The sequence below is a fragment of the Marinomonas gallaica genome, from assembly GCF_001639745.1.
GTDB lineage: Bacteria > Pseudomonadota > Gammaproteobacteria > Pseudomonadales > Marinomonadaceae > Marinomonas > Marinomonas gallaica.
The window spans coordinates 37,015-60,784 of sequence record NZ_LTAX01000004.1 but is presented as its reverse complement, the minus strand read 5'-3'; the positions used below and the strand labels follow the sequence as shown (position 1 = coordinate 60,784).

General features: G+C 46.4%; 23 protein-coding genes. 11 read left to right on the top strand and 12 right to left on the bottom strand.

Annotated features, from left to right (window positions below):
* Positions 1 to 9 precede the first annotated feature (9 nt).
* Complete coding sequence (locus AYW76_RS05860; RefSeq protein ID WP_067217066.1) at positions 10 to 615, bottom strand: COG3904 family protein; 606 nt, start codon at positions 613 to 615, stop codon at positions 10 to 12.
* A gap of 191 nt (positions 616 to 806) precedes the next feature.
* Here AYW76_RS05860 and AYW76_RS05855 point away from each other — a divergent pair, with 191 nt between their 5' ends.
* The 5 genes from AYW76_RS05855 (at position 807) to AYW76_RS05835 (ending at position 8,907) form a co-directional block, all read left to right on the top strand.
* Entirely contained in the window at positions 807 to 1,871 is a 1,065-nt protein-coding gene (locus AYW76_RS05855; protein ID WP_067217064.1) for a GGDEF domain-containing protein, read from the top strand.
* A 188-nt stretch (positions 1,872 to 2,059) separates the two neighbouring features.
* The gene (locus AYW76_RS05850; RefSeq protein ID WP_067217062.1) at positions 2,060 to 3,166 is read left to right on the top strand and encodes an efflux RND transporter periplasmic adaptor subunit; all 1,107 of its coding nucleotides are present in this window, start codon (positions 2,060 to 2,062) and stop codon (positions 3,164 to 3,166) included.
* A 1-nt stretch (position 3,167) separates the two neighbouring features.
* Complete coding sequence (locus tag AYW76_RS05845; RefSeq protein WP_067217059.1) at positions 3,168 to 6,245, top strand: efflux RND transporter permease subunit; 3,078 nt, start codon at positions 3,168 to 3,170, stop codon at positions 6,243 to 6,245.
* Positions 6,246 to 6,298: 53 nt separating this feature from the next.
* Positions 6,299 to 7,273 carry a LysR family transcriptional regulator gene (locus AYW76_RS05840; protein WP_067217056.1) on the top strand — a complete coding sequence of 325 codons (975 nt, stop codon included), beginning with the start codon at positions 6,299 to 6,301 and terminating at the stop codon, positions 7,271 to 7,273.
* Between the two features lie 263 nt (positions 7,274 to 7,536).
* Positions 7,537 to 8,907 (top strand): YjiH family protein, encoded by a 1,371-nt coding sequence (locus AYW76_RS05835; RefSeq protein WP_067217053.1) that lies wholly within the window; start codon positions 7,537 to 7,539, stop codon positions 8,905 to 8,907.
* 58 nt (positions 8,908 to 8,965) lie between these two features.
* Here the strand turns inward: AYW76_RS05835 and AYW76_RS05830 are convergent, their stop codons facing one another.
* Positions 8,966 to 9,199 (bottom strand): DUF1653 domain-containing protein, encoded by a 234-nt coding sequence (locus AYW76_RS05830; protein ID WP_067217050.1) that lies wholly within the window; start codon positions 9,197 to 9,199, stop codon positions 8,966 to 8,968.
* A gap of 134 nt (positions 9,200 to 9,333) precedes the next feature.
* On the opposite strand from AYW76_RS05830, the gene AYW76_RS05825 reads away from it, so the two are divergent.
* From AYW76_RS05825 to astB, 4 genes are read left to right on the top strand one after another with little or no spacing between them, the layout of a single operon-like run.
* Positions 9,334 to 10,347: an arginine N-succinyltransferase gene (locus AYW76_RS05825; RefSeq protein ID WP_067217047.1), complete on the top strand. Its 1,014-nt coding sequence runs from the start codon at positions 9,334 to 9,336 to the stop codon at positions 10,345 to 10,347.
* A gap of 52 nt (positions 10,348 to 10,399) precedes the next feature.
* On the top strand, positions 10,400 to 11,443 hold the full coding sequence (gene astA, locus AYW76_RS05820; protein WP_067217044.1) for an arginine N-succinyltransferase: 1,044 nt from the start codon (positions 10,400 to 10,402) through the stop codon (positions 11,441 to 11,443).
* A gap of 14 nt (positions 11,444 to 11,457) precedes the next feature.
* Entirely contained in the window at positions 11,458 to 12,930 is a 1,473-nt protein-coding gene (gene astD, locus AYW76_RS05815) for a succinylglutamate-semialdehyde dehydrogenase (protein WP_067217041.1), read from the top strand.
* A 31-nt stretch (positions 12,931 to 12,961) separates the two neighbouring features.
* Positions 12,962 to 14,311 (top strand): N-succinylarginine dihydrolase, encoded by a 1,350-nt coding sequence (gene astB / locus AYW76_RS05810; RefSeq protein ID WP_067217038.1) that lies wholly within the window; start codon positions 12,962 to 12,964, stop codon positions 14,309 to 14,311.
* A 90-nt stretch (positions 14,312 to 14,401) separates the two neighbouring features.
* Here the strand turns inward: astB and AYW76_RS05805 are convergent, their stop codons facing one another.
* From AYW76_RS05805 to cbiB, 6 genes are all read right to left on the bottom strand, one after another.
* Positions 14,402 to 14,734: a DUF1904 family protein gene (locus tag AYW76_RS05805; RefSeq protein WP_067217037.1), complete on the bottom strand. Its 333-nt coding sequence runs from the start codon at positions 14,732 to 14,734 to the stop codon at positions 14,402 to 14,404.
* A gap of 38 nt (positions 14,735 to 14,772) precedes the next feature.
* A complete protein-coding gene (locus tag AYW76_RS05800; protein WP_067217036.1) occupies positions 14,773 to 15,174 on the bottom strand; it encodes a DUF2914 domain-containing protein in 402 nt (133 codons plus the stop codon).
* Positions 15,175 to 15,357: 183 nt separating this feature from the next.
* On the bottom strand, positions 15,358 to 15,855 hold the full coding sequence (gene gpt / locus AYW76_RS05795; protein ID WP_067031315.1) for a xanthine phosphoribosyltransferase: 498 nt from the start codon (positions 15,853 to 15,855) through the stop codon (positions 15,358 to 15,360).
* Between the two features lie 146 nt (positions 15,856 to 16,001).
* A complete protein-coding gene (gene cobU, locus AYW76_RS05790) occupies positions 16,002 to 16,523 on the bottom strand; it encodes a bifunctional adenosylcobinamide kinase/adenosylcobinamide-phosphate guanylyltransferase (protein ID WP_067217034.1) in 522 nt (173 codons plus the stop codon).
* On the bottom strand, positions 16,520 to 17,560 hold the full coding sequence (locus AYW76_RS05785; RefSeq protein WP_067217013.1) for an aminotransferase class I/II-fold pyridoxal phosphate-dependent enzyme: 1,041 nt from the start codon (positions 17,558 to 17,560) through the stop codon (positions 16,520 to 16,522). Before AYW76_RS05785 ends, cobU begins: the two co-directional genes overlap by 4 nt.
* A 4-nt stretch (positions 17,561 to 17,564) precedes the next feature.
* On the bottom strand, positions 17,565 to 18,515 hold the full coding sequence (gene cbiB / locus AYW76_RS05780) for an adenosylcobinamide-phosphate synthase CbiB (RefSeq protein WP_082866138.1): 951 nt from the start codon (positions 18,513 to 18,515) through the stop codon (positions 17,565 to 17,567).
* Between the two features lie 101 nt (positions 18,516 to 18,616).
* On the opposite strand from cbiB, the gene AYW76_RS05775 reads away from it, so the two are divergent.
* The gene (locus AYW76_RS05775) at positions 18,617 to 20,101 is read left to right on the top strand and encodes a cobyric acid synthase (RefSeq protein WP_067217010.1); all 1,485 of its coding nucleotides are present in this window, start codon (positions 18,617 to 18,619) and stop codon (positions 20,099 to 20,101) included.
* A gap of 54 nt (positions 20,102 to 20,155) precedes the next feature.
* Here the strand turns inward: AYW76_RS05775 and AYW76_RS05770 are convergent, their stop codons facing one another.
* Entirely contained in the window at positions 20,156 to 21,538 is a 1,383-nt protein-coding gene (locus AYW76_RS05770) for an MATE family efflux transporter (protein WP_067217008.1), read from the bottom strand.
* A gap of 175 nt (positions 21,539 to 21,713) precedes the next feature.
* On the opposite strand from AYW76_RS05770, the gene AYW76_RS05765 reads away from it, so the two are divergent.
* Positions 21,714 to 22,625 (top strand): lysine exporter LysO family protein, encoded by a 912-nt coding sequence (locus AYW76_RS05765; RefSeq protein ID WP_067217006.1) that lies wholly within the window; start codon positions 21,714 to 21,716, stop codon positions 22,623 to 22,625.
* Here the strand turns inward: AYW76_RS05765 and AYW76_RS05760 are convergent.
* The 3 genes from AYW76_RS05760 to AYW76_RS05750 form a co-directional block, all read right to left on the bottom strand.
* A complete protein-coding gene (locus AYW76_RS05760) occupies positions 22,612 to 22,926 on the bottom strand; it encodes a nucleotidyltransferase domain-containing protein (protein WP_067217004.1) in 315 nt (104 codons plus the stop codon). The genes AYW76_RS05765 and AYW76_RS05760 overlap by 14 nt on opposite strands.
* Positions 22,919 to 23,353 carry a nucleotidyltransferase substrate binding protein gene (locus AYW76_RS05755; protein ID WP_067217001.1) on the bottom strand — a complete coding sequence of 145 codons (435 nt, stop codon included), beginning with the start codon at positions 23,351 to 23,353 and terminating at the stop codon, positions 22,919 to 22,921. Before AYW76_RS05755 ends, AYW76_RS05760 begins: the two co-directional genes overlap by 8 nt.
* A 127-nt stretch (positions 23,354 to 23,480) precedes the next feature.
* Entirely contained in the window at positions 23,481 to 23,738 is a 258-nt protein-coding gene (locus AYW76_RS05750) for a YfcL family protein (protein ID WP_067216998.1), read from the bottom strand.
* Positions 23,739 to 23,770 lie beyond the last annotated feature (32 nt).

Genomic DNA, 23,770 nt, shown 5'->3' with positions numbered 1-23,770 from the left:
TTACTCAATTTAATCGGTTAATAAACGATAATCGTAGATTTCTTCCGGTGATAAGTAGTAAATCCGCTCGGCTGGCGCGGCGTCCAGCGTAAACCAATAAAAACGTTCCGGCACACCCATTTCAAGGTAAAAGTTAACATAACTCGCATGCACAGGGTCGGATAAATCAATTTCATCGCCCCAATTCTGAGTATCACGCCACGAATGTACACCGACACCGGCGCCCGCACCGATGGTTCGTTGTACACCGCCCAGAAATAGATCGACCCCGCCGGACAACACATAGCCAGTCTGGGCGATATGTGTATTTAACCCTAGATGACGAATGAACCTAGCGGCTTCCATCGTCGCAGCTTGATCCGTTGAGCCAGGCACATCAACCAAGACTAAATCCGTTACATTAGGGTGTTCACTTAACGCAGACTTTAGCTGGCTGGGTAATGTACCAGTCAATACTCCTGACAAATAAGCAACATCTTCTTCAACAAAGATAGACATCGCTTCTGTAGACGATGCGTTGATTCTGCTGTTCGACGTCGGTGCGGAGCTGCACCCTGCTAACGTTAGCAGCACTAACCAAGCCCCATAGAAAGACCGTCTATCCACTCTTGTCATGATCGCCTCTATTTTAAACGCTATAATTTTAAGGTTACTGTCTGTTGTGTATCTGTAGCTGTATCTATCTTTACACAATCGCACATAAGTCATGCCATTCTATTCAATTCTGCCACAGTGATTCTGTCAGCAAACTGCTAAGGTCTATACTCAGTTAAGTAAAGCTTAACCTTCCTTTAAAGAATGGATCTATGGCTGATTTATTTATTATTACAAAGGCATTAAAAGACTTGTACAACAACAGTCAACGGCTTGTAGATAATGAGTCTTCGACGTTACAGCTTATTAATGTTAACGGTTTAATCGCTCATTTATGCTTCATTTTACTGTTTATTCTGATCGATATTAATTGGTTAGCAATACTGAATATCATTAGCGTTATAGTATGGTGCGTGTCTATTGTTTGTACAATAAAAGGCCGACATCGAATAAGCGTCTTTTTAATTGCCATCGAGATCTCGACTCACGCAACAGTCACCACCTTGACCATGGGGTTAGCAGCTGGTTTCCAGTTATATCTGTGGCCTGCAATATTGCTTATGTGTGTCTTACCTGCTGCCCATCAAAAAAGCTCATTTTGGTGTTTGAGCTTAATTATTGCCCCACTACTATTACTCAATCTATTTGCCCCTTTAGAGAAAGAAGCCTATCGGTCAATCTACAACGGGGTCTATTTATTTAATTTAGTCAGTGCCAGTTTGCCATTTATTTTAACAGCCATAATGGTTCGCATGATCTTTATGCATAACTTTCAGCATATGGAACAGCGAGCTTATAACGATGAGTTAACTGGCTTGGTGAACCGACGCAGAGGCTATGAAATACTGCATGCCGCCGTCAAAAAACATCAATACATTAGTATTGCACTGGGAGATATTGATCACTTCAAGCGCATTAATGACTCTTTGGGTCACCTAAAAGGAGACGAAGCCTTACAGAAAATAGCCGACTACTGCAGTAAACAACTCGATGACATGGGGACTTGCTGTCGTTGGGGCGGTGAGGAGTTCTTGTTTATTTTTATCGACCAGCCCTATTCTCATGTACGATACAAAATGCAAACGCTGTGCGAGAAAATGCCATTAAAGGTTAAAATGGAGGGGTTAGACTCGCCTATTACCTGTAGCTTTGGTCTCGTAAGTCTAGACAAGCATGAAACACTCGAGCAAGCCTTATCTGAAGCCGATAAGAGGCTGTACCAAGCCAAGGACGCTGGACGTTTTAGAGTCGTTCATGAAAAACAACCAATCGTTTAGAACACAGTCAAGAAGTGCTTTCAATACTTCCACCTTCCTCCTACAAGTATAATCACATTCACTATCAGAAACACCAAGATATCACATTAAAGCATATCTACCATAGCAAACTGTAAATTTATAACTGCGCTGGTTAGATATAGAATTGAGTTATTCTTTTTTCTAATATCCATTCTCATGGAGGATTCATGGTTCATCCATTTAAGGGTTTAAAGCCACTTATCATCGCCATTGCCGCAACAGCCGTACTCTCAGGCTGTTCTTCAGAAGAAGCAACTGATACGAAAGAAACCATCATTCGTCCAGTGAAACTCTTCACCGTCGATGCAACTAATATGATCAGTATTCGTCACTTCCCAGCGGAGTTGAAAGCCAGTGATGAAGCCAATCTAGCGTTTCGTGTCGGGGGGCAAGTCACCAAGTTAGATGTTAAAGAAGGCCAGCGTGTCAAGCGTGGTCAGCTGTTAGCGTCATTAGACCCAACCGATTATGAGCTTCAAGTTGAGCTATCAGAAGCCAATTACAAGCTCGCCAAAGCGCAATTTGACCGTATCAAAACCATGCTTTCGAGTAACGCGACAACTCAGGCCCAATTTGACGAAGCAAAAGCCACGCTAGATCAAACCGAAAATGCGCTTGAAAGCGCCAAAAACCAGCTAAGCTACAGCGTTCTAAAAGCGCCTTATGACGGAGTCATCGCCTCGTTAAGCATTGATAACTATGAATATGTCGGCGCTACTCAGACCATTCTACACATTCAGAATATCGAGCAAATGGATGTCGAATTCCAGATTCCTGAACGACTGGTGGCCAATATCCAAAAAGTCGCCTTACAGTATCATCCTAAGGTCACTATCGATGCGGTGCCTAGCGAAGTTTTTGAAGGTGTTTACAAAGAACACCGCACCACGCCTGATGTAACGACTAAATCCTACGATGCAACGATCTCATTGCTCGATACCGAACACACAGGCATTAACTTATTGCCAGGTATGACCGCCACGGTTGATTTAGACATCAGTCAAATCAGTGGAAAGCCAACACACATAACTGTACCCATTGAAGCGGTAATGCGCCGACTCAAAGACAATGGTGACAGTGAAAGTATTGTTTGGATTTATGACACCAAGCAAGGCACTGTCACTCCGCGCGCTGTTCAGTTGGGCAACATGACCAATAACAGTATTGAAATTACCGATGGTTTAAAACCTGGAGAGCAAGTCGTTGCGGCCGGTGTGCACGACCTAACGCCTGATCTTAAAGTTCGCCCTTGGACACGAGAGGGAGGAATCTAAATTGAATATTGCCGGCTATTTTATTGAACGAAAAGTCTCAAGTTGGCTAGTCACGCTGATTCTACTCATCGGCGGTGCCATGGCTTTCACGAATCTTGGGCAATTGGAAGATCCAGAATTCACCATTAAAGATGCCTTGGTGATTACGCAATATCCGGGCGCCAGCCCTGAACAGGTCGAAGAAGAAGTGACCTACCCGATCGAGCTGCAACTACAGAACCTATCCTATGTAGACGAGATACGTTCTACCTCAAAAGACGGCTACTCGAAGGTACAAGTGACGATCAAGGACACTTACCGTGCCCAAGAGTTAAAGCAAATCTGGGACGAGTTGCGTAAGAAAATCCGTGACATGCAGGGGCAATTCCCAGCCGGTGTTTCATCCCCGATCGTAGTCGATGACTTCGGTGACGTGTATGGCATCATGCTCGCCGTTCACGGTGAAGGCTACCCTTACAAAGACCTTGAGAACTACGTTGACTATGTAAAACGTGAACTTGTATTAGTCGATGGTGTCGCCAAAGTAGAAGTTGCTGCAGAGCAGGCTGAGCAAGTGACCATTGAAATTTCTCGCTCTAAACTCGCGACTATGGGCGTCTCCCCTACTCAATTACAAAGCTTACTGACTAACCAGAATGTCGTCTCAAACGCAGGTAAAGTACAGGTAGGCTCGGATTACATCCGCATTAGTCCGACGGGCGAATTCAATGATATTTCAGAATTAGAAAACCTCACTATTGGTACCCCTGGTGACGGCAACCTAATTCGTTTAAGTGACGTGGCATCCGTCAAACGCGAATACCAAGATCCGCAAACACATTTGGTGAATTTTAACGGAGCCAGCTCCCTACTTTTGGGCATTTCATTCGCTAATAACGTCAATGTTGTGGACGTTGGTGAACGCATTGAAAATCGCTTAACAGAGATCCAGTATCAACAGCCTGTCGGCATCAACATGGATACGGTTTACTTTCAATCCAAAGAAGTCGCCAACTCTGTTACCAACTTTTTATCAAACTTAGCGGCCGCAGTCGGCATTGTTATTTTGGTATTGCTGGTCTTCATGGGTGTTCGCTCAGGTATTTTGATCGGCTTGATCCTACTGTTGACAATCCTTGGCACCTTTATTGTCATGGATTACTTCGATATCAACTTGCAACGTATCTCCCTCGGGGGGTTAATCATCGCCTTAGGCATGCTGGTTGATAACGCCATCGTAGTAACGGAAGGCATACTGATTGGCCTCCATCGTGGTCAAAGTAAATTCGAAGCCGCCTCTAGTGTCGTAAAACAAACCAAATGGCCATTATTGGGTGCAACCGTCATTGCCGTCACCGCCTTTGCGCCCATTGGCTTGTCTCCAGACTCTGTGGGTGAATTTGTCGGCTCTTTATTCTTTGTATTGCTGATATCCCTAATGCTTAGCTGGGTTACAGCGATTACATTGACGCCCTTCTTCTGTGACTTATTTTTTAAAGAAAGCAAACAAAGCGACAGCTCCGAAGAAGAACAAGACCCATACAAAGGCTTTCTATTTGTTTGGTACAAATGGTTACTTGATAAAGCCATGCATTTCCGTTGGATGACGGTCATCAGTTTAGTGGGCGCTTTAGTGGTGTCTGGTTGGGCTTTCCAGTTTGTGAAACAGGCGTTCTTTCCGCCGTCTACCACACCGATGTTCTACCTTGATATTAATATGCCAGAAGGCACACATATCAATGCCACCTATGACAAGGTGAATGAGATTGAACAAGAGCTGTTGGGTGATGATCGTATCGAATTTGTGACCAGCACGACCGGCCAAGGTGCACTGCGCTTTATGCTGACGTATGAAGCCAAACAAACCGATACCAGCTATGCCCAGTTTATTGTCCGAACTAAAACCAGTGACGATATTCCACCCTTGATGGAAGAAATTTATCAGATGATGTCTGAGAAATATCCAGACGTGGAATTTAAGTTGCAGCGCCTCCAATTGGGGCCATCGACCGGTGCTAAAATCGAAGCGCGCTTTAGCGGTCCCGATCCGCAAGTGTTACGCCAACTCAGCCAGAAAGTACAAGCTATCTATCGTGCTGACGGGGGCTTAGAGAACATCAAAGACGACTGGCGCCAACCCGTTAAAGTTCTACGCCCAATTTTTAACGATGCGCAAGCACGTCGCTTAGGCATCAATAAGAGTGATTTGGACGAAGTCTTGCTGACTAACTTCACAGGTTCTAAAATCGGCACCTATCGCGATGGCACAGACTTATTGCCCATCATTCAGACCGTGCCTGAGAATGAGCGCGTGTCGATTGATCAAGTTCGTGATTTACAAATCTATAGCCCAGCCAGTGGTGCATACATTTCTGTTTCAAACTTAGTCGATGGCTTTGAAACCGTTTGGGAAAACCCGATCATTGAGCGCCGAGACCGTAAACGTACGATTACCGTAAAAGCAGACCCTTTAATTTTAGGCGATGAAACGGCAATGGCGGTGTTCAGCCGTATCCGTGAAAGTGTCGAAAACATCGCACTTCCACCCGGATATAGCATGGAATGGGGGGGAGAATATGAAAGTAGTACGGATGCTCAAGCAAACATCTTTACTTCGCTTCCCATGGGCTACCTATTCATGTTTATCATTACTATATTGTTATTTAATTCTGTGCGCGTGCCATTAGTCATTTGGTTTTGCGTACCGTTAGCCCTTATCGGTGTGTCTTCTGGACTGCTGATAATGGATGCTGCATTTAGCTTCATGGCCTTGCTTGGCTTCCTAAGTTTGTCCGGCATGATTGTGAAAAACGGTATCGTTTTGGCAGACCAAATCAACTACGAGCTCGCACAAGGAACGGAAACCTACGAAGCGATCTTCAAATCAGCGGTCAGTCGTGTACGCCCAGTGTGCATGGCAGCCATTACCACAATCCTTGGTATGGTGCCGCTGTTGTACGATGCATTTTTCGAAGGTATGGCAGTTGTTATTGCGTTTGGCTTAGGCTTTGCGACGATTCTGACTTTGATTGCCGTACCTGTCTTTTATGTCATTTTGCACCGTGTGAAGTATCGTAAAATGAGCGATTTTGACTCATAAATCGCGCACAAATACCTCGACCCAATTTGGGTCGAGGTAAAATGGATAGAACTATGCAAATAGATGATTTACTGAAACTCGACATCAAACTGCTGGTGTCTTTTGAAATCATATTGGAAGAATGCAGCGTTTCGCGTGCAGCGGAACGTTTAGGGGTCACTCAACCGGCCCTGAGCAAATCATTGCAGCGCCTACGTGATCTCTTTAAAGACCCACTTTTTACACGCCAAGCTTATGGCCTGAGCCCTACGTCACGTGCCTACGAATTACATGAGCAAATAACGCCGATTCTTGGCTCTATGTCGAATTTACTTCAGCCAAGCCATTTCGACCAAAGTACGTTAAAGCGCCGCTTTAGTATCAAAGCAGATGAAGAATTACTGCTGACATTTATCGAGCCTCTGCTGGCGTTGTTGCATTATCAAGCGCCTAATATTCGCCTAACCAGCAGCAGCTGGAGTGACAATGGCTACGATGACCTAATGAATGGCGTTGACCTAGGTATCGTTAACGCCGAATCTACGCCCAATAATATTCGCAGTAAAATGATCGGCAGTATGGACGCCTGCGTTATTTTAAGTGAAGCGCACCCGCTTTACTTCCAAGACGAAGTCACCCTCAAAGAACTGCTCGCTCACAAAACAGTGGTCTTCAATATCCGTAATTTCCAAAGCGCGACCACCAGCGTTACGATTGAAAAGCTGGAACAGCTCGGCTATGTGATTGAACCGAAAATTGAGACCGACAGTATTGCAGTTACCATAGAAGCGGTAAAACGTGGCATGGCTTTGATTGGCTCGGCGCAACTGGGGGAATTGTTTAGCAACATCTCTTCCTGTCGACAAAATTATACGTCAATAAAAGTTCTACCTTTACCGGCTGATGCCGTGGCCGCTGACCCTTATAACGGCCGTCACCCAGTGCAAATTTGTTGGCATGAGCGCTATGATAAAGACCCTGCTCATCGCTGGTTTCGTGAGCAAATCATCAATTTTATGCAGTCTTCACCTTGGGTGTACGAAAACTAAGTCCACCATCGAATAGCTGCACGTAATAGTTAATTAACCAATGCCATAGAGCAAATAGGCTCTATGGCATTGCTATATGTACGCCAACCTTTCAGAAAAATACTTTCTTCAAGTCGACACACCTATCTTCTCTATTTCGAAAATGCGACCAAAACTAACGAAATTAGCCCTACATACTGGCAACTAAATTGCCATCAAGGTTCGAAAAGCTAGTATAGCGCGACAAATAAGAAAAATGACATTTAAGGAAAAGGACAAGATTCATGCCTAATCAAGCTCATTCCAATTATCAAGAGGCTCAAACCAGCCGACGCAGTCTTTGGAAATTTATAGTGCCGTCTATTTTAGGCCTACTCTTATTTATGACGCCTGTCGCCTACAAAGATGGCGTCACCATCCCAATAGCTGTGCTCGCAGGGGAATTTAAAGCGCTATTAGGCAATGAAGCCCCGTTGATTGTCACAATACTGATATGCATTGCTGCTGTACTGTCGTTTATAACAACGCTGTATAAACCACTACACAATAAGCCACTCCTAACGACCCTATTTTTGACCAGCTACCCTTGGTTGTTGCTGCGTATTTTAGGTGCAGTATTTGCCATCATGACACTTAATGCCGTTGGGCCGGCCATGATTTGGCACGAATATACTGGCGGTTTAGTACTACAAGAACTCATGCCAACACTGCTGTCTGTATTTTTATTCGCTGGGTTACTGCTGCCACTTTTATTAGATTTCGGATTGTTAGAGTTAACCGGTAGTCTAATGAGTAAGATCATGCGGCCATTGTTTAATTTACCCGGACGCTCCTCTATCGACTGTACTACGTCGTGGCTCGGAGACGGCACCGTTGGCGTCATGTTGACCAGCCAACAATATGAAAAGAACCTATACACCCAACGTGAAGCGGCCGTAATTGCGACTACATTTTCAGCGGTATCAATCAGTTTTGCGCTTGTTGTGATTGCACAAGTGGAATTGGAGCATTTATTCATTCCGTTTTACTTTGCCGTTTCGCTGGCAGGTTTTGTGGCAGCCCTAATTATTCCCCGTTTGCCACCTTTACGCTGGAAAACCAATCAATATCATAATGGCACCACCGCAGAGCCTTGTGAATTGTCTAGCAAGCCACTGAAAGAGTTGTTCTCTCTGGGGATCAAACAAGCCATTCAGCGAGCGGAAAGCAGCCGTGGTGCAAAAGCCGTGTTAGCGGACGGCGCGAAAAATGCTGCTGAGATGGTGTTCTGTGTATTGCCCGTAGTGATGGCCATCGGAACACTTGCTTTAGTCGTCGCTGAAAACACCAGCCTCTTCAGTATCCTTGGTCAGCCTTTTGTACCACTGCTAGAATTACTGGCCGTGCCAGAAGCCGGCAAAGCCTCAGAAACCTTAGTGGTAGGTTTTGCTGATATGTTTATTCCTTCGATCATGGCGGCCTCCATCGAAAGTGAGATGACACGCTTTATCATCGCTGCGGTGTCAATTACCCAGCTGATCTATTTGTCCGAAATCGGGGCGCTGATTCTTGGCAGTAAAATTCCAGTCAACCTTATAGAGATGTTCTTTATCTTTATTATGCGTACTGTCATCACCTTGCCAATCATTGCGGGTGTCGCCCATCTGATTTTCTAACGTTTGCTACGTGCTTACCTCATAACAAAGGGCCACATGATGTGGCCCTTTGTTATGCTCATTTCTCAATTTTAGCTCTGATCCAATCGAATCGCGGTATTGTTTCACCTTCAATTTCAACACTTTCTAAAAACATGCTTTTCGGTCGCACCCACCAACCATGATCCCCATAAAGAGCTTGATACACCACAAGCTCCTCGTCTGTTTCACTGTGTCGCGCCACACGCTCTACCCAATATTCAGCCCCTTTGTAATGACGGTACACACCCGATTTGATCGTTGCTTTTTTCATGATTTACCTAAATTCGACTCGAAATGTCTCAGTTTTTGAATGCTAGGTCGCAATTACGAAACTTCGTATCTGTTACCTTTGAACACCTTTAACGATAATAAATCTATTGTCCGCTTATACAAAAGGAGCGTCTAGTGTATTTAGTTCGACCAGCAGATTTTCCAGATTTACCGGCGCTAGAACGCTTAGCCCGCGATGCAGGTATCGGTATCACCAACTTTCCTGCCAATCGCGAACGTCTCAACGATAAAATTGCAACGTCACGTCGCTCGTTTAATACTGACGTCGTTCAACCTGGCAGCGAGTTTTATCTGTTTGTTATGGAGCAACAAGACACTCATGAAATCGTAGGAACGTGTTCCATCGATGCCATGGTTGGCGTAGACGCGCCCTTCTACAGTTATCGCATTGATGAAGTCGTACATGCCTCGCCACAATTACAGATCCATAACCGCGTCCCCGCGTTACATTTATGTCACGATTACAGCGGCACGACGCGTTTAAATTCTTTAGTGCTAGACCGTAAGCATCAAACCGATGAAAACTTCGCCTTACTTTCACGTGCGCGCTTACTGTTTATTGCTCATCATCCAGATCGCTTTACTCCCAAGCTTTTTGCCGAGATTCGCGGTGAAAGCGACCACAAGGGCTACTCGCCTTTTTGGGAAGCACTGGGACGTCATTTTTTTAGTATGGATTTTAAAAAAGCCGACTACTTATCGGGCATTAGCAACAAACATTTTATCGCCGAGCTTATGCCCCGTTATCCGATCTATGTCCCTACGTTGCCCGAAGATGCGCAGAATTGTATTGGTGTCATCCATGAAGGATCTGAAAAAATCGCCAATATTCTGTTAGACGAAGGTTTTGCCTTTCGTGATTACGTCGACATATTCGATGCAGGGCCCAGCATTGAGGCCAGAGCACAAGATATTCGTACCATCGCCAATCAACGCCATGGTAAAGCGCTCTTCGATGCTCAATTAGAGCAGACTGAAGCCTACCTTATTGCCGCAGGCCATTTGGAAGATTTTCGTGTTGCCTGCGCACCAGGTCAAGCTCAAGTAGCGGGCCTGGTACTCCACAATGACCTACAAGAACGTCTAAGAATTCATTCCGGTAGTCTCATTCAGTGGTCTAAACTTTAAATGATAGAGGCGTGACAGCGCCCTGTAAGCAGTATTAAGAGGAACATCGCTTATGATGGTTATTCGAACAATTAAGCCCGACGATTTAGAAGAACTCTACCGTTTAGCCGCTCTCACGGGTGTTGGCTTCACATCGCTGGTCGCCGATGAAGACGTGCTCAAGCGTAAAATTGATCTATCAGTGCGCTCTTTTGAAAAAGAAACCATTGAGGCGCCTACCGAAGAATCGTACTTGTTTGTACTGGAAGATACCGACACTGGCACCATCGTTGGTACATCGGGGTTGTTGGCTGCGGTGGGACTAGACGAACCTTTCTACAGTTATCACTTAGGCACCATTACGCACTCCTCTCGCGAGCTGAGCATTCATAACATGCACCCAACGTTAATTTTAAATAACGACTATACTGGCTTCAGTGAGGTATGTACCTTGTTCTTGCAAGACGACTACCGCCACTCGCGTAATGGACAACTATTGTCTAAATGCCGCTTTATGTTTCTCGCACAATTTCCAGAACGCTTCACGGAAAAAATCTTTGCAGAAATGCGTGGCGTGTGCGACGAAAACGGCCGCTCTCCATTATGGGAAAGCTTGGGGCGTCAATTCTTTTCCATCGATTTTGAACGCGCAGACGAATTGACCGCACAAGGCAATAAACAATTTATCGCCGAGCTGATGCCCAACAACCCTGTTTACGTGAACTTGCTGCCACCTGATGCACGTGAAGTACTGGGACAAGTACATACCAGTACGGCACCTGCACGCCGACTGCTAGAGCAAGAAGGTTTTCGCTTTGAAAATTACGTCGATATTTTCGACGGTGGCCCAACACTAGAAGCACGTGTAGAAGACCTGCGGGCCGTACGTGATAGCCGTTTAGTCTTAGCCACCATTGGTCAGCCTAAAAATAGCGGCGAAGGCCTTCACTATTTAGTTTCCAATGCCAAGCTGGATAACTTTCGCTGCATTCTGATTCAACGCGCAACACCGCCAGGAAGCGGCTTAGTGCTTAGCCAAGAAGAAGCCGATGCACTGCTCATCTCTCACAAAGAGCCGATTCGTTTAGTCGAATTGCTGCCCCATACACGCCATTGAACGAAGGAGTTTTTATGAAACAACAACTGTATATTAATCAAGCATGGCTTGAGGGAAGCGGCCCAACGTTTCAATCCATCGACCCTGCTGATGGCAGCATTGTATGGCACGGCAACAGCGCATCGTCTGAACAAGTTGATCAGGCCATTGAAAGTGCTCGCGTAGCGTTTCCGGCATGGGCGAATCGTCCACTAGAGGAACGTTTAGCCATTATTGATCGCTTCGCAGAACTGGTAAAAGAGAATACTGAAGACATTGCCACACTGATCAGTCGTGAAACGGGTAAGCCTATTTGGGAGACTCGTACAGAAGTTGCCGCCATGATTGGCAAAGTCGGTATATCCAAACAAGCTTACAATGAACGGACAGGCACAAAGTCGAATGATATGCCCGGTGCCAAAGCCGTATTACGCCATCGACCACACGGCGTTGTCGCCGTATTCGGCCCCTATAATTTTCCAGCGCACTTACCCAACGGCCACATTGTGCCTGCCTTAATTGCAGGCAATACGCTGGTCTTTAAGCCCAGTGAACTGGCCCCTGCCGTCTCTGATTTCGTGTTTCAACTTTGGCAACAAGCAGGCATTCCTGCAGGCGTTTTAAACCTTGTCCAAGGCGAGCGTGACACCGGTGTTGCATTGGCGAATCACGATGGCATTGATGGCTTATTCTTTACTGGCAGCCCAGATGTAGGGCATGTTTTACACAAACAATTCTCAGGCCACCCAGGGAAAATATTAGCCCTAGAAATGGGCGGCAATAACCCACTATTGGTGTCTGACAAAACTCAAGATGTTCGTGCTGTTGTCTATGAAATCATCCAATCTGCTTTCTTATCGGCGGGCCAACGTTGTACCTGTGCACGTCGCTTATTACTGCCAACCGGCGCCCATGGGGACGCTATTTTAAACGCACTAACAGAGGCCACGCTGGCACTTAACGTCGATCGTTTTGATGCGAACCCTCAGCCATTCATGGGCCCAGTCGTATCCGCCAAAGCAGCAGACACTTTGTTTGAAAACTATCTCAAGTTGACGACGCTGGGCGCTAAACCACTGGTACCTATGACACGTGGCGACAGCCATACCGGCTTTGTCACACCAGCCATTATTGATGCTACTGAAATACTCGAACAACTGCCTGACCTTGAATACTTTGGCCCGCTGTTGACGGTCATTCGTTATGACGATTTAGAACAAGCAATGACGATTGCCAACCATACCCGTTTTGGTCTGTCGGCTGGCATTTTGTCTGACGATCGCAGCGAATATGAGTGGTTTTTACAACATTCCCGTGCTGGCATTATTAATTGGAACCGTCAAACAACAGGCGCATCCAGTGCCGCCCCCTTTGGTGGCACCGGAGCAAGCGGTAATCACAGAGCAAGCGCTTACTACGCGGCAGACTACTGCGCTTACCCTGTCGCAAGTATTGAAGTGGACGCTTTGCAGGTGCCAGATACATTACCTAACGGTCTCACTCTGTAATCTTATTTCCCAGTCATTCTGAGGTGTCATAATGCATTCTGCTATTGAAGCAAATTTTGATGGTCTGGTCGGCCCAACCCATAATTACAGCGGTTTATCGTTCGGCAATGTCGCGTCACAAGTTAATACCGCAAAACCCTCTAATCCGAAAGCCGCGGCCAAGCAAGGCTTAGTAAAAATGAAAGCGTTGGCCGATATGGGATTTGTACAAGGCGTACTGGCTCCCCACGAGCGTCCACACATTCCGACGCTTCGCTCATTAGGTTTTAGTGGAACGGATCAGCAAGTGTTAACCGCTGCGGCAAAGCATGCCCCTAAACTGCTAGCCGCCGTTAGCTCAGCGTCTTGTATGTGGACGGCCAATGCCGCCACGGTATCGCCCAGCGCCGATACAAAAGATGGCCGAGTACATTTCACACCCGCTAACTTAGTGAACAAGTTCCACCGTTCAATCGAACACGTCACAACCGGCGAGATTTTAAAAGCAACGTTTCCTGATCAGCGTTACTTTGCACATCATCCAGCTTTGCCAAGTGTCGAGCACTTCGGCGATGAAGGTGCGGCTAACCATACTCGTTTCTGCTCAAGCTATAATGAGGCCGGTGTCGAATTATTTGTCTATGGTATGTCCGCGTTTAATACCGACATGCCAAGGCCACAGCAATTTCCTGCTCGACATACATTAGAAGCGTCTCAAGCGGTCGCTCGGCGTCATGGGTTATCGGAGCAAGGGGCTGTCTTTGTGCAACAAAACCCAGAGGCTATTGATGCGGGGGTGTTCCACAACGATGTGATTGCAGTGGGTAATGGCAACGTTCATTTTTACCATGAGCACGCGTTTCTAGACCCGGAGCAGATGAAAGCAGATTTACAGCTTGCTTGGGGTGATCGAACGACTCCGCTCTATTTTGTAGAAGTACCTAACAGTGCGGTATCGGTGGCAGACTGCGTACAGTCGTATTTATTTAATAGCCAACTGCTCAGCCAACCAAACGGTGATATGACCTTGGTGGTGCCGGGGGAATGCCAAGAGAACGAGAACGTTTGGGCTTATTTAACGGATTTGCTAACGCACAATACGCCCATCAAAGATGTGAAAGTATTCGATTTAAAACAGAGCATGAGTAACGGTGGCGGACCCGCCTGCCTGCGTTTACGTGTTGCATTAAGCCAACAGGAGCTGGCCGCGGTAAACCCTGCCACGATCATGAATGATCAGCTGTTCGCAACGCTCAACACGTGGGTCGATCAGCATTATCGTGATCAACTAATCGAAGCAGATCTGGCTGACCCAAATCTATTATTAGAATCTCGCCAAGCACTGGATGAGCTGACTCAGATCCTAAAACTCGGCAGTCTCTATGACTTTCAAAAAGCTTAACGTTGATAACGCCTAAACTTGCGCCACTAAAAAGCCCGCTGGTTTCATTGTGAAATCAGCGGGCTTACGTTTTAAAGTATGACAAGCCGTTTAGAAATGCTCACCATTTTCGAAATAGTCACTGCCTTTAAGGTCTTGGAACAAGGTGGTGATGTCTTGTCCAGCCTCTATCAGAGGTCGCACTAGGTCATCAATGGCCTGCGCTACTTTGGCTTTCACTTCTGGGCCCCGGTCAAACCAAAGAATCTCAATAAACGGATAGGCTGGTGATGCGCCACCAACGGCCAAATACAAAGATGACTGATATTCTAATGTGAAATGTGAATTAGGGGTGTCCGTTAAGTCAGCCAGTGTTTCAACCAACGCATCTGAAATGGACTCTAACTCTTCAAAAGGTAAACCGCGTACGCGAATGTGAGGCATCTGAATCAACCTATCAATATGAATGAATTTTCAGAATGTTACCACTCATCCACATAATCAAACGAGCGGCTTTCAAGGACAACGCCATCTTTCACAATATCAACGCTCCACGTGCCGTCGAATCCGGGCATCAAGCGCTTACTCGACCATACTCGCCAGCGGTCGCCACCAATGTCGAATGGCACCTCAGCTTGCACTTCGCCATCAAGTTTCCACAGATGAATCACTTGGCTGCCTTGCATATCACGTAAGTCGGTATAAAAGTAAACCCGTTGAATTTCACCATACTCAACTTTAATAACATCCGCCAATTCATCAATCGGCTCTCTATCCAAAACTTCAGAAGCAAATTGCGCACGCGCAACCGTACCTTCAGCCAACGCAGCGGTTGAAAATAACGTAAAGCACAGCAGTAAGCTGCGGACAAAAGTATGGTGCATAATGATTCCTACACTATCTTGGTAATAGAAACCCTTTATCGTCAGGGCAACCCTTCAAGCTCTATTAATTTAGCTCAAATTTCGCACAAGCACGCACTTTTTTCTGTAGCAAATTGCAACGCATTGAACGGGGCAGCAAGTGTATACAAGCTTCCCCCTTCAACTCAAAGCAATTTACACAACTTAGCCTTTTTGACGATCGGCCAAAGGTGTCGAAAAAGTATACTCCATGTCCCAAGGAAAACGAATCCACGTGTCTTGGCTAACTTCTGTCACAAACGTATCCACTAAAGGCTTGCCCGCTGGCTTGGCATAGACCGTAGCAAAATGAGCTTTCGGCAATAACTTACGAATTTCACGGGCCGTTTTACCGGTATCAACAAGGTCATCGATCAGAATATAACCTTCACCGTCGCCTTCAACACCTTTCAAAATTCGCAAATCACCTTGTACGTTGGCAGTGCCACCTTCATCATTTGAATCATAGCTGACCACACAAATGGTATCGATCAGGCGTATGTCCATTTCTCGACATAGAATGGCCGCAGGCACTAAGCCGCCTCGGGTAATCGCAATGATCCCTTTCCAAGGGCCTTGCTCCAGTAAGCGCCAAGACAACGCGCGCGCATCACGATGCAGTTCGTGCCAAGAGACCGGAAAGTCTTTTGAATAAGGGTTCATTTTTTGCTCCTAAGCTTGTTATTCCAGTTACATACCCCTTAAAAAGGAGATCCAGCAACCACCAGACAGTTATAAGTCGCGCATTTTAGACCAAACGGTTAAAGTTTTTCTATAAAAAGTGTCAGTTATTAACCAGAGCACTCAAACTAATTGGCTTTCAATGTCATTGGCAGTCCTGCTGTCACTAACGTGACGTTATCGCATAGCTTGGCCAATTTTTGATTTAACACTCCTATTTCATCACCATAACGACGCGCCAGAGCATTCATTGGCATAATGCCTAATCCTACTTCGGCACTGACTAAAATGATGGGTAAAGGATAGCGAGCCAAGGTTTCTAAAAACTTCTCTCGCTCTTTCGTCAATTGCATTTCATCTTCTGCACACAACAAATTTGTCAGCCAAAGCGAGCAACACTCTACAATGACGGCCGCATCAGGCTGTCGCTTAGCGATATTTTCAAGTGTCGCTGCAAGCTGGATCGGCTCTTCGACGGTTAACCAATGCTGAGGCCGATAGTCACGATGCTGAGCAACACGTTGCGCCATGCCGTCATCCCACACCTGAGAAGTAGCAACATAAACTATCTGTGAACGCTGCTCAGCGATCCAGCGTTCAGCAAACTGACTTTTGCCGCTGCGAACGCCACCTAAGACTAAGTGCTTCATCCCAGCTCCTTTAATTGATGGCCTTGCAATAATCTCACCAACCCAGCGTTTAAATACTGCATTTCATGCCCTGCTGGTAACGATATTCTGACCCAACCTTGCCCTAATCGAATGTGGATACCAACGCTATGAAGCGCCAAAAATGCTTTATCTGCCTGCGCTTCGTCTAACACCCATGTGTAGAAAAGTGGCGTGTATTGAATCGCTTGCGAATCAAACAGGGTATTAAGCTTAGGTACAATGGTTGCCATAAAGTAGTCATGACGCTCTGCTAACGATTCAAGCGCTTCTGCCTGCCAAGCCTTATCATTGAGCGCTGCGGCGACTAAATGCACCGCTGGGGTCGCGACCGGCCATGGCCCGATAAGAGAACGCGCCGCGGCTTTATATTGAGACTCGCCAAATAACAACCCCACGCGAGCTCCCGCAAGACCAAAGAACTTGCCCACTGAACGCAAGACAAAACACCCTCTAGGCAACGGCTGATTCAACCAGCTGCGCGCCGGTGTGGCATCTAAAAAGGCTTCATCCAGCACTAGGTAACGCTGCGAGTTGATTAACAACGTTTTAAGCTGTTGAGACTCATCATCGCCGAGATACTCCGCGGTCGGGTTATTCGGCTGTACCACCACCGCAATGTCCCAAGCCGTCGACAACAACTCTCCGACCGTTTGGTATTCAAGCACGTCATAACCCCACTTACGCCAGCAATACGCATGCTCTTGATAACCCATTTTAGGCACCATTACGGTGTTACCAGCACGCTTTTTTTGTAACAGTGGCGGTAAAATTTCAATAAACTGCTGTGTGCCTGCACCAATAGCAAGAGGAGCCTGACCAAAGTACTCAGTCGCCGCTTCTTCAAGTACAAATTGATCCGGTAACTCATACCATAATTTGCTGCTCAGCGCTGGAATAGGCCAAGGTTCACGATTACAGGCCGACGATAAATCCAACCAATGCTGCGCACCATGTTCTAAACGTTGCCATGCTTCTAAATCCCCGCCGTGTTTGGGCGGCGTTAAATCAAAATTCATAAAATCACATCACTAATACAATCAATAAGGCCCACAACAAGACCCCCTTGTCGACTAAGCGCACCGCCTGATCCAAATCGTTTACAACAGGTTCAGGCCCCTCGCCTAAGACCGGACGCACTTGAATGGCCCCAAAATACACCGCCGAGCCACCCAGCGATACTTGCAGCGCTCCAGCACCTGCGGCCATAACAGGGCCAGCATTTGGGCTTTTCCAGCCACGGCCTTGATGCCAAGCACAATACAGCGCACGTTTCACATTGCCCAGAACGGCATAGGTCAGCACCACACATCGCGCTGGTACGTAATTCAAGACGTCATCAACACGTGCTGCACACCAACCAAAATGCAACAGCTGCGGTGTTTTATAACCCCACATAGCATCTAAGGTATTGGATAAGCGATACAACAACGCACCAAACGGACCGAGCAGCACAAACCAAAAAATCGGCGCAAAAATCGCATCGCTGCCATTTTCTAACACTGATTCCATACTCGCCTTGGCTATTTGTGTTTCATTCAGTTCAGAGGTATCTCGGCTTACAATTCGTCCAACAGCTTGGCGCGCAGCGGGTAAATCTTGCTCATGTAATGGCTCTGCGATCGCGATCGCATGTTCACGCAAACTTTGCCAACCGATAGTGAAATACAGCAATACCGTGCCAGCGATCCACTCCAACCAATTAGGCAGCATCCATAAAAGTAACGTTAGTACCATTAACCACGGCAGAACGGCAATACTCCACGCAAGCACGCCATGTAGGCGCTGTAACGATTTGCTGGCACCAATAGGCAACTGCCAGGCTAAGCGACAGCGATCAACCCATTGACCGAACCAAATCAGAGGGTGCCAAGATTGGGGTTCACCCAACCAGCGATCCAACAGTAATGCGGCAACCACCGCCAATGCCGTACTGGAGAACATATTTAATACAGCATTAAAAAGAAAATCCATCAGGTTATCCGCCACAGTATTCAATTAACTTTCATTCAGTAAAAGCAACGCTAATGCGTTAAAATCCCCTCCATTGTAATCAATCAAGCGGACAAACCCACATGCGTTTTTTTAATCTTATGGTGCAGGGCACTACTTCAGATGCTGGAAAAAGCACCTTAGTCACCGCCCTATGCCGACTTATGAAAGAGCGCGGCCTGAATGTGGCACCGTTTAAACCGCAAAATATGGCTCTCAACAGCGCTGTGACCGCCGATGGCAAAGAAATTGGCCGTGCACAAGCCGTACAAGCTTACGCCGCCGGCCTCGAACCAAATGTGCACATGAATCCGATTTTGCTTAAACCTAATACCGATATCGGCGCTCAGGTCATTGTGCAAGGTCATTCGGTGGGCAATATGAATGCAGTTGGTTACCATGAGTACAAAACCATCGCCATGAACGCAGCGTTGGACTCTTATCAACACTTAGCCAAGCAATACGACTGCGTCCTAATCGAAGGCGCTGGTAGCCCCGCCGAGATTAACCTACGCGCCCGCGATATTGCCAACATGGGCTTTGCCGAAAGCATCGATTGTCCGGTGATTATCATTGCCGACATCGACAAAGGCGGCGTCTTTGCTCATCTAGTCGGCACATTAGACTTGCTGTCTCAGAGCGAACAAGACCGTGTCATTGGCTTTGTCATTAACCGTTTTCGAGGCGACATTGCTTTGCTGCAATCGGGCCTTGATTGGCTCGAAGAGCGCACGGGTAAACCCGTACTGGGTGTACTACCTTATCTAATGGGGTTTCACTTAGAGTCAGAAGACGCGGTTGCTACCAGTCCAGTCAAAGCAACCGCAGACACAAAGCTGAAAGTTGTGATTCCCATTTTGCCTCGCACCAGTAACCATACGGATTGGGACGCGCTACGCTTACACCCCAATGTTCAAGTCACATTAGTAGGCAAAAACATGGCGATCCCCCCAGCGGATCTCGTCATTCTTCCAGGCAGTAAAAGTGTTCAAAGCGACCTCGATTTTTTACGGGAACAAGGCTGGGAAGACTATCTAGCGCGACATTTACGCTATGGTGGAAAGCTGCTGGGCATCTGCGGTGGCTTCCAAATGCTGGGCGACACCTTAGAAGACCCACTCGGCCTGGAAAACGCCGAACCCAGAAATACCTCAGGACTCGGCTACATTCCCATGCGCACCGAACTGAAAGAAGGCAAACAGCTAAAACAACGTACTGGCTACCTCACATTTGCCAAGAGCGCGACAGTCAAAGGCTATGAGATTCACAGTGGTATTTCGGAATTCAACCAGCCAGTACAACACTTCGCTGACCTAGAAAATGGCGAGAAAGAAGGCTATCTATCAAAAGATAGCCTAATAATCGGAACGTACTTACACGGACTTTTCGATGATAAAAATGCACTCAAAGCCCTACTCGACTGGGCCGGTGCGATAGACAGCCAAGACTTCGACTATGAAGCTTACCGCGAGCAAGAAGTCGCGCGACTGGCGAAAAGCTGCGATGAGCACATGGACATAAACCAACTGATAGAACACTGCCGAGCCTTTCAACTCGCTAGCAAGTAGATTATATGTGTGTTTAGTCGCAGATTTTATCTGCGATCTCGGTGTCTAGAGGCGTTAAGCCACTTCCTCAGGATGTAACAGTTTCTTGTTGCGAAATTTCTTCAGCGTCAGGCGATAACGTGCGGTTAAAATAGTTGCCAAGATTAGCAGACCAAAACCCAGTCCTACATACAGTCCGCGGACATGCAGCGTCTCGGCCCACGGGCTATAATGAGATAGCCAATAACCTAATGGAATACTCAAACCAAACAATGAAATGGCCATGGCGATCATGCTTGAGCGGGTATCACGGAAACCGCGCAGCGCTCCTGTGAACACGGTTTGCACCATGTCGGGTAGTTGATACGAAGATGAGATTAACAAAATGCCCGCAGCCATCGCAGCCACCACTTCGTTAGAGCTAAACAGTAAAGGAATCTGTTCATGTAACGCTTGGGTCAGCGTAAAGCAAATGGCCACATAACCCGCCCCCAATGACAAAATAATACGAATGCGGCGCTGCACTTCCTCGATGCCATCCGTTGCCATGGCTTTTGCAACCACAATGGCGGTAACGGCACTCATGGCCATCAATGGGGTAAACAAAATCGTCGAGTAAGACATCACGATTTGTCCTGCGCCCAGCGCTAAGTCTCCAAACGCTGAAATCAGCCACGTTAAAGACGAGAATAAGCCGATCTCAAACGCAAAGGCAAAACCCGCTGGCATACCAACGCCAAACAAGATGCCGAAGTGACGCACGTAATACCAATCAATGCGATTGAACAATGTATCTGGATTAACTTTAAGGTCGTAGAGTACAAATACGATCAGAGAGAGCCAAACTGAAGACGCCGAAGCAATCGCTGCACCACTAGCCCCCATTTCAGGAAAGCCAAGTTTTCCGTAAATAAGCACATAATTGAAGACGATGTTTAGGATCAAACTTAATGTTGCCACCAATAATGGCACTCTCGGCTTACCGGCCGCTTCGAATAAGTTTTTGTAAGAGGTCATCAAGGCCAACGCCATAAACGTGGGCGAAAAAAGATACAAATACTGCGCCGCAACGCGCTGGGTTTCAGGCTCGCTGGCCATCATTTTGGCCGCTATTGGCAGCACGGTAATGCTCATTATCGCGCCAATCAGTCCAAGTATGATCGACAAGCCAAATGCTTGAGACATATAAACATTGACCAGTAAACGCTGGCGCCCATGCAAGTGACGCGTGATCAACGGTGTTAAGCCAAACGTCACGCCGATCATAAAGCAGGCTACGGGACTCCAAAGGCTAGAGGCTAAGCCAACCGCCGCTAAATGCAGCGAATCATAGTGTCCTAGCATCATTGTATCCACAATACTGATGGACAATTCCAAAGTCATCGTCAGGATCATAGGAAAGAGCAAATGCAGAATTTCACTCAAGGACGGATAACGTTTAGTAAAGCGTTTAAACATGGTGTTAGCTACTGTGAAAAGTATTCAAATTTAGGTGCGGCGAATTTATCACCAAGTGGTCAAATTTGCACGGTAACAGGCTATAATTGCACCGCTTATGTGCTTTTCAGTCTCTGCATTAGCGTTTATCACCTTACGTATACATTCTCATCAAAGTCTTTAGGATCAATGGATTATGACCATTTTATCAACGCTTGGGCCACTCCTAGCCGCCCTCTTAGCCGGTTATTGGATAAACCTTCGCCCTGTCACGCCTGAACGGGTTGCAAAAGGCCTTTCTCAGCTTACTTACGTAATCCTAGGCTTGATTGGTTACAGTATCGGTGCGCTGGATAATCTAGCCAGTAAAATTGTCATCGCAGGCTATCAAGCCATTGTTTTATTCATCGCTATTTCAGTATTACCTTTATTAGCCTTGTGGATAAGCGGTCGAGTTTTCCACGCTGGCGCAAGTAAAGTCGAACATGTGGATAAAAACTCATCAACGAATCACGCTCTAGTGGATGCCGCCAAAACATTGGGCTGGGTTTTAGTCGGTGTGCTCGCTGGCTGGAGTTTAAAAAGCTGGATTCCAAATGTTGATGAGTTAGTCACTTGGTTGCTGTATTTACTGCTATTTTTGGTTGGTTGCCAATTACGTCAAGGTAACTTCCGCCTGCGTAAACTGTTTCTAAATACTCAAGGGGTCGCCATTGCTTTGACCACCGTAGCGGCCACTTTGATCGCAGGTTTGCTAGCAGGCTCTTTTTTAGGTTTAGAATGGAATAAAAGCTTAGCGGTTGTTTCTGGATTTGGCTGGTACAGCTTGTCAGGCATTCTGATCAGTGGCTTAGGCGATCCCGTCCTAGGTACGACGGCTTTCTTACTCGACCTTGGCCGTGAAATCGTTGCCTTGATGCTGATCCCGATGTTCGCACGACTCAATAGCCATTTATCCGTTGGCTATTCGGGCGCGACCGCCATGGATTTCACCCTACCACTACTTGGTAAAATACATGGCGCTGAAATCGTCCCTGTGTGTATTGCCAGCGGTTTTATTATGAGTGTGTTAGTGCCGATATTGATCCCCCTATTTATGGGAATGTAGCTTGATAAATAGGCTTCCCAACGCGTTGAATATGATCAATAAGTGCATCGTTTTCGATATGAGAAAATATTGAAAGGTCAATCTGATAAGGTAACATCAAGTCATCCAATTCAGTTTCTATACGATTAAATAATGTCCAATCAACGTTATCTAGAATCGTCATATCAATATCGGAGGAAGCTCGAAAGTTACCTTTCACTCGCGAACCATAGACTAAGACTTGGGTAACTTCTGGGAAACACTCAAAAACGGAACGAAGCAACTCAATATCAGAGGGTGCCAAGCCAAATTGCTCAGACATTGAAACCTTCCAGTTCTTCGTCAGCTTTAGCCTGGAAGGTCACAACAAACTCGGCAAGCAAAAGCGCATAGCTCAATCGTAAGTTTTCAATAATTTGATTCGCGGTTGCTTCGTTATAAGTATGCACAGTTCTATAGCGGTCTTGCAGCATTGCAAGCCAAGCATGGCCATCAGAGATCAACTCACGCTTGAATCCTTCTCGAATAGCATCACGAGAACCGGAAATAGTTTCAGCGCCTTGCCATACAAGGTAATCACGCAACACATTCCAAGCAAGCTCATAAGTAAACTCAAACGCTTGTATCGATCCCTGCTTTTCAATGTTACTGAGTTCACGTTCAGCCATAAGCTGAAGTGCTTCTTGTAATTGAGTATACGCTTTTTTGAAATGCTCAAAGCGCTGTAACCAACGAATATCATGGGTCATAGAAAACTCACACGAAAAAAGGCATAAAAAGAGTCTATCGAATAAACCGCTTTCGTTCGAGCGTATTATGAAAGCACGATTAATACAATCTGCTCTTACGGGCGTACTGCCTGAGCGATATTAGCTTTTACTGGATCTGCTGCCATAGCGATAGAATATTCGCTTGATCGTGCTCTGATACACTTTCCGCATCTAACGTGGCCTTCAGTTCTTGCTCAAAGTAAGTATCAAATGCCGCTTCACCATCGCCTTCTACAGCACTGTGTAAGCCTAATAAGCCTAATAAATACGCGCAATAAAAAAGCTGGTCGCCGTCGTTAGCTTGATGTTCAATCTCACGTAGTTGATCACACAACGCATCAGAGCGCTCTGCATAAGTCGTCATAGTATTTACCTCTGGCTTATTATAAGAAAAGC

Excerpts from the sequence above, each read along its gene's own strand:
- AYW76_RS05860 (WP_067217066.1), bottom strand. The coding sequence starts at position 615 with ATGACAAGAGTGGATAGACGGTCTTTCTATGGGGCTTGGTTAGTGCTG.
- AYW76_RS05855 (WP_067217064.1), top strand. The coding sequence starts at position 807 with ATGGCTGATTTATTTATTATTACAAAGGCATTAAAAGACTTGTACAAC.
- AYW76_RS05850 (WP_067217062.1), top strand. The coding sequence starts at position 2,060 with ATGGTTCATCCATTTAAGGGTTTAAAGCCACTTATCATCGCCATTGCC.
- AYW76_RS05840 (WP_067217056.1), top strand. The coding sequence starts at position 6,299 with ATGCAAATAGATGATTTACTGAAACTCGACATCAAACTGCTGGTGTCT.
- AYW76_RS05835 (WP_067217053.1), top strand. The coding sequence starts at position 7,537 with ATGCCTAATCAAGCTCATTCCAATTATCAAGAGGCTCAAACCAGCCGA.
- AYW76_RS05830 (WP_067217050.1), bottom strand. The coding sequence starts at position 9,199 with ATGAAAAAAGCAACGATCAAATCGGGTGTGTACCGTCATTACAAAGGG.
- astA (WP_067217044.1), top strand. The coding sequence starts at position 10,400 with ATGATGGTTATTCGAACAATTAAGCCCGACGATTTAGAAGAACTCTAC.
- astD (WP_067217041.1), top strand. The coding sequence starts at position 11,458 with ATGAAACAACAACTGTATATTAATCAAGCATGGCTTGAGGGAAGCGGC.
- astB (WP_067217038.1), top strand. The coding sequence starts at position 12,962 with ATGCATTCTGCTATTGAAGCAAATTTTGATGGTCTGGTCGGCCCAACC.
- AYW76_RS05805 (WP_067217037.1), bottom strand. The coding sequence starts at position 14,734 with ATGCCTCACATTCGCGTACGCGGTTTACCTTTTGAAGAGTTAGAGTCC.
- AYW76_RS05800 (WP_067217036.1), bottom strand. The coding sequence starts at position 15,174 with ATGCACCATACTTTTGTCCGCAGCTTACTGCTGTGCTTTACGTTATTT.
- gpt (WP_067031315.1), bottom strand. The coding sequence starts at position 15,855 with ATGAACCCTTATTCAAAAGACTTTCCGGTCTCTTGGCACGAACTGCAT.
- cobU (WP_067217034.1), bottom strand. The coding sequence starts at position 16,523 with ATGAAGCACTTAGTCTTAGGTGGCGTTCGCAGCGGCAAAAGTCAGTTT.
- AYW76_RS05785 (WP_067217013.1), bottom strand. The coding sequence starts at position 17,560 with ATGAATTTTGATTTAACGCCGCCCAAACACGGCGGGGATTTAGAAGCA.
- cbiB (WP_082866138.1), bottom strand. The coding sequence starts at position 18,515 with ATGGATTTTCTTTTTAATGCTGTATTAAATATGTTCTCCAGTACGGCA.
- AYW76_RS05775 (WP_067217010.1), top strand. The coding sequence starts at position 18,617 with ATGCGTTTTTTTAATCTTATGGTGCAGGGCACTACTTCAGATGCTGGA.
- AYW76_RS05770 (WP_067217008.1), bottom strand. The coding sequence starts at position 21,538 with ATGTTTAAACGCTTTACTAAACGTTATCCGTCCTTGAGTGAAATTCTG.
- AYW76_RS05765 (WP_067217006.1), top strand. The coding sequence starts at position 21,714 with ATGACCATTTTATCAACGCTTGGGCCACTCCTAGCCGCCCTCTTAGCC.
- AYW76_RS05760 (WP_067217004.1), bottom strand. The coding sequence starts at position 22,926 with ATGTCTGAGCAATTTGGCTTGGCACCCTCTGATATTGAGTTGCTTCGT.
- AYW76_RS05755 (WP_067217001.1), bottom strand. The coding sequence starts at position 23,353 with ATGACCCATGATATTCGTTGGTTACAGCGCTTTGAGCATTTCAAAAAA.
- AYW76_RS05750 (WP_067216998.1), bottom strand. The coding sequence starts at position 23,738 with ATGACGACTTATGCAGAGCGCTCTGATGCGTTGTGTGATCAACTACGT.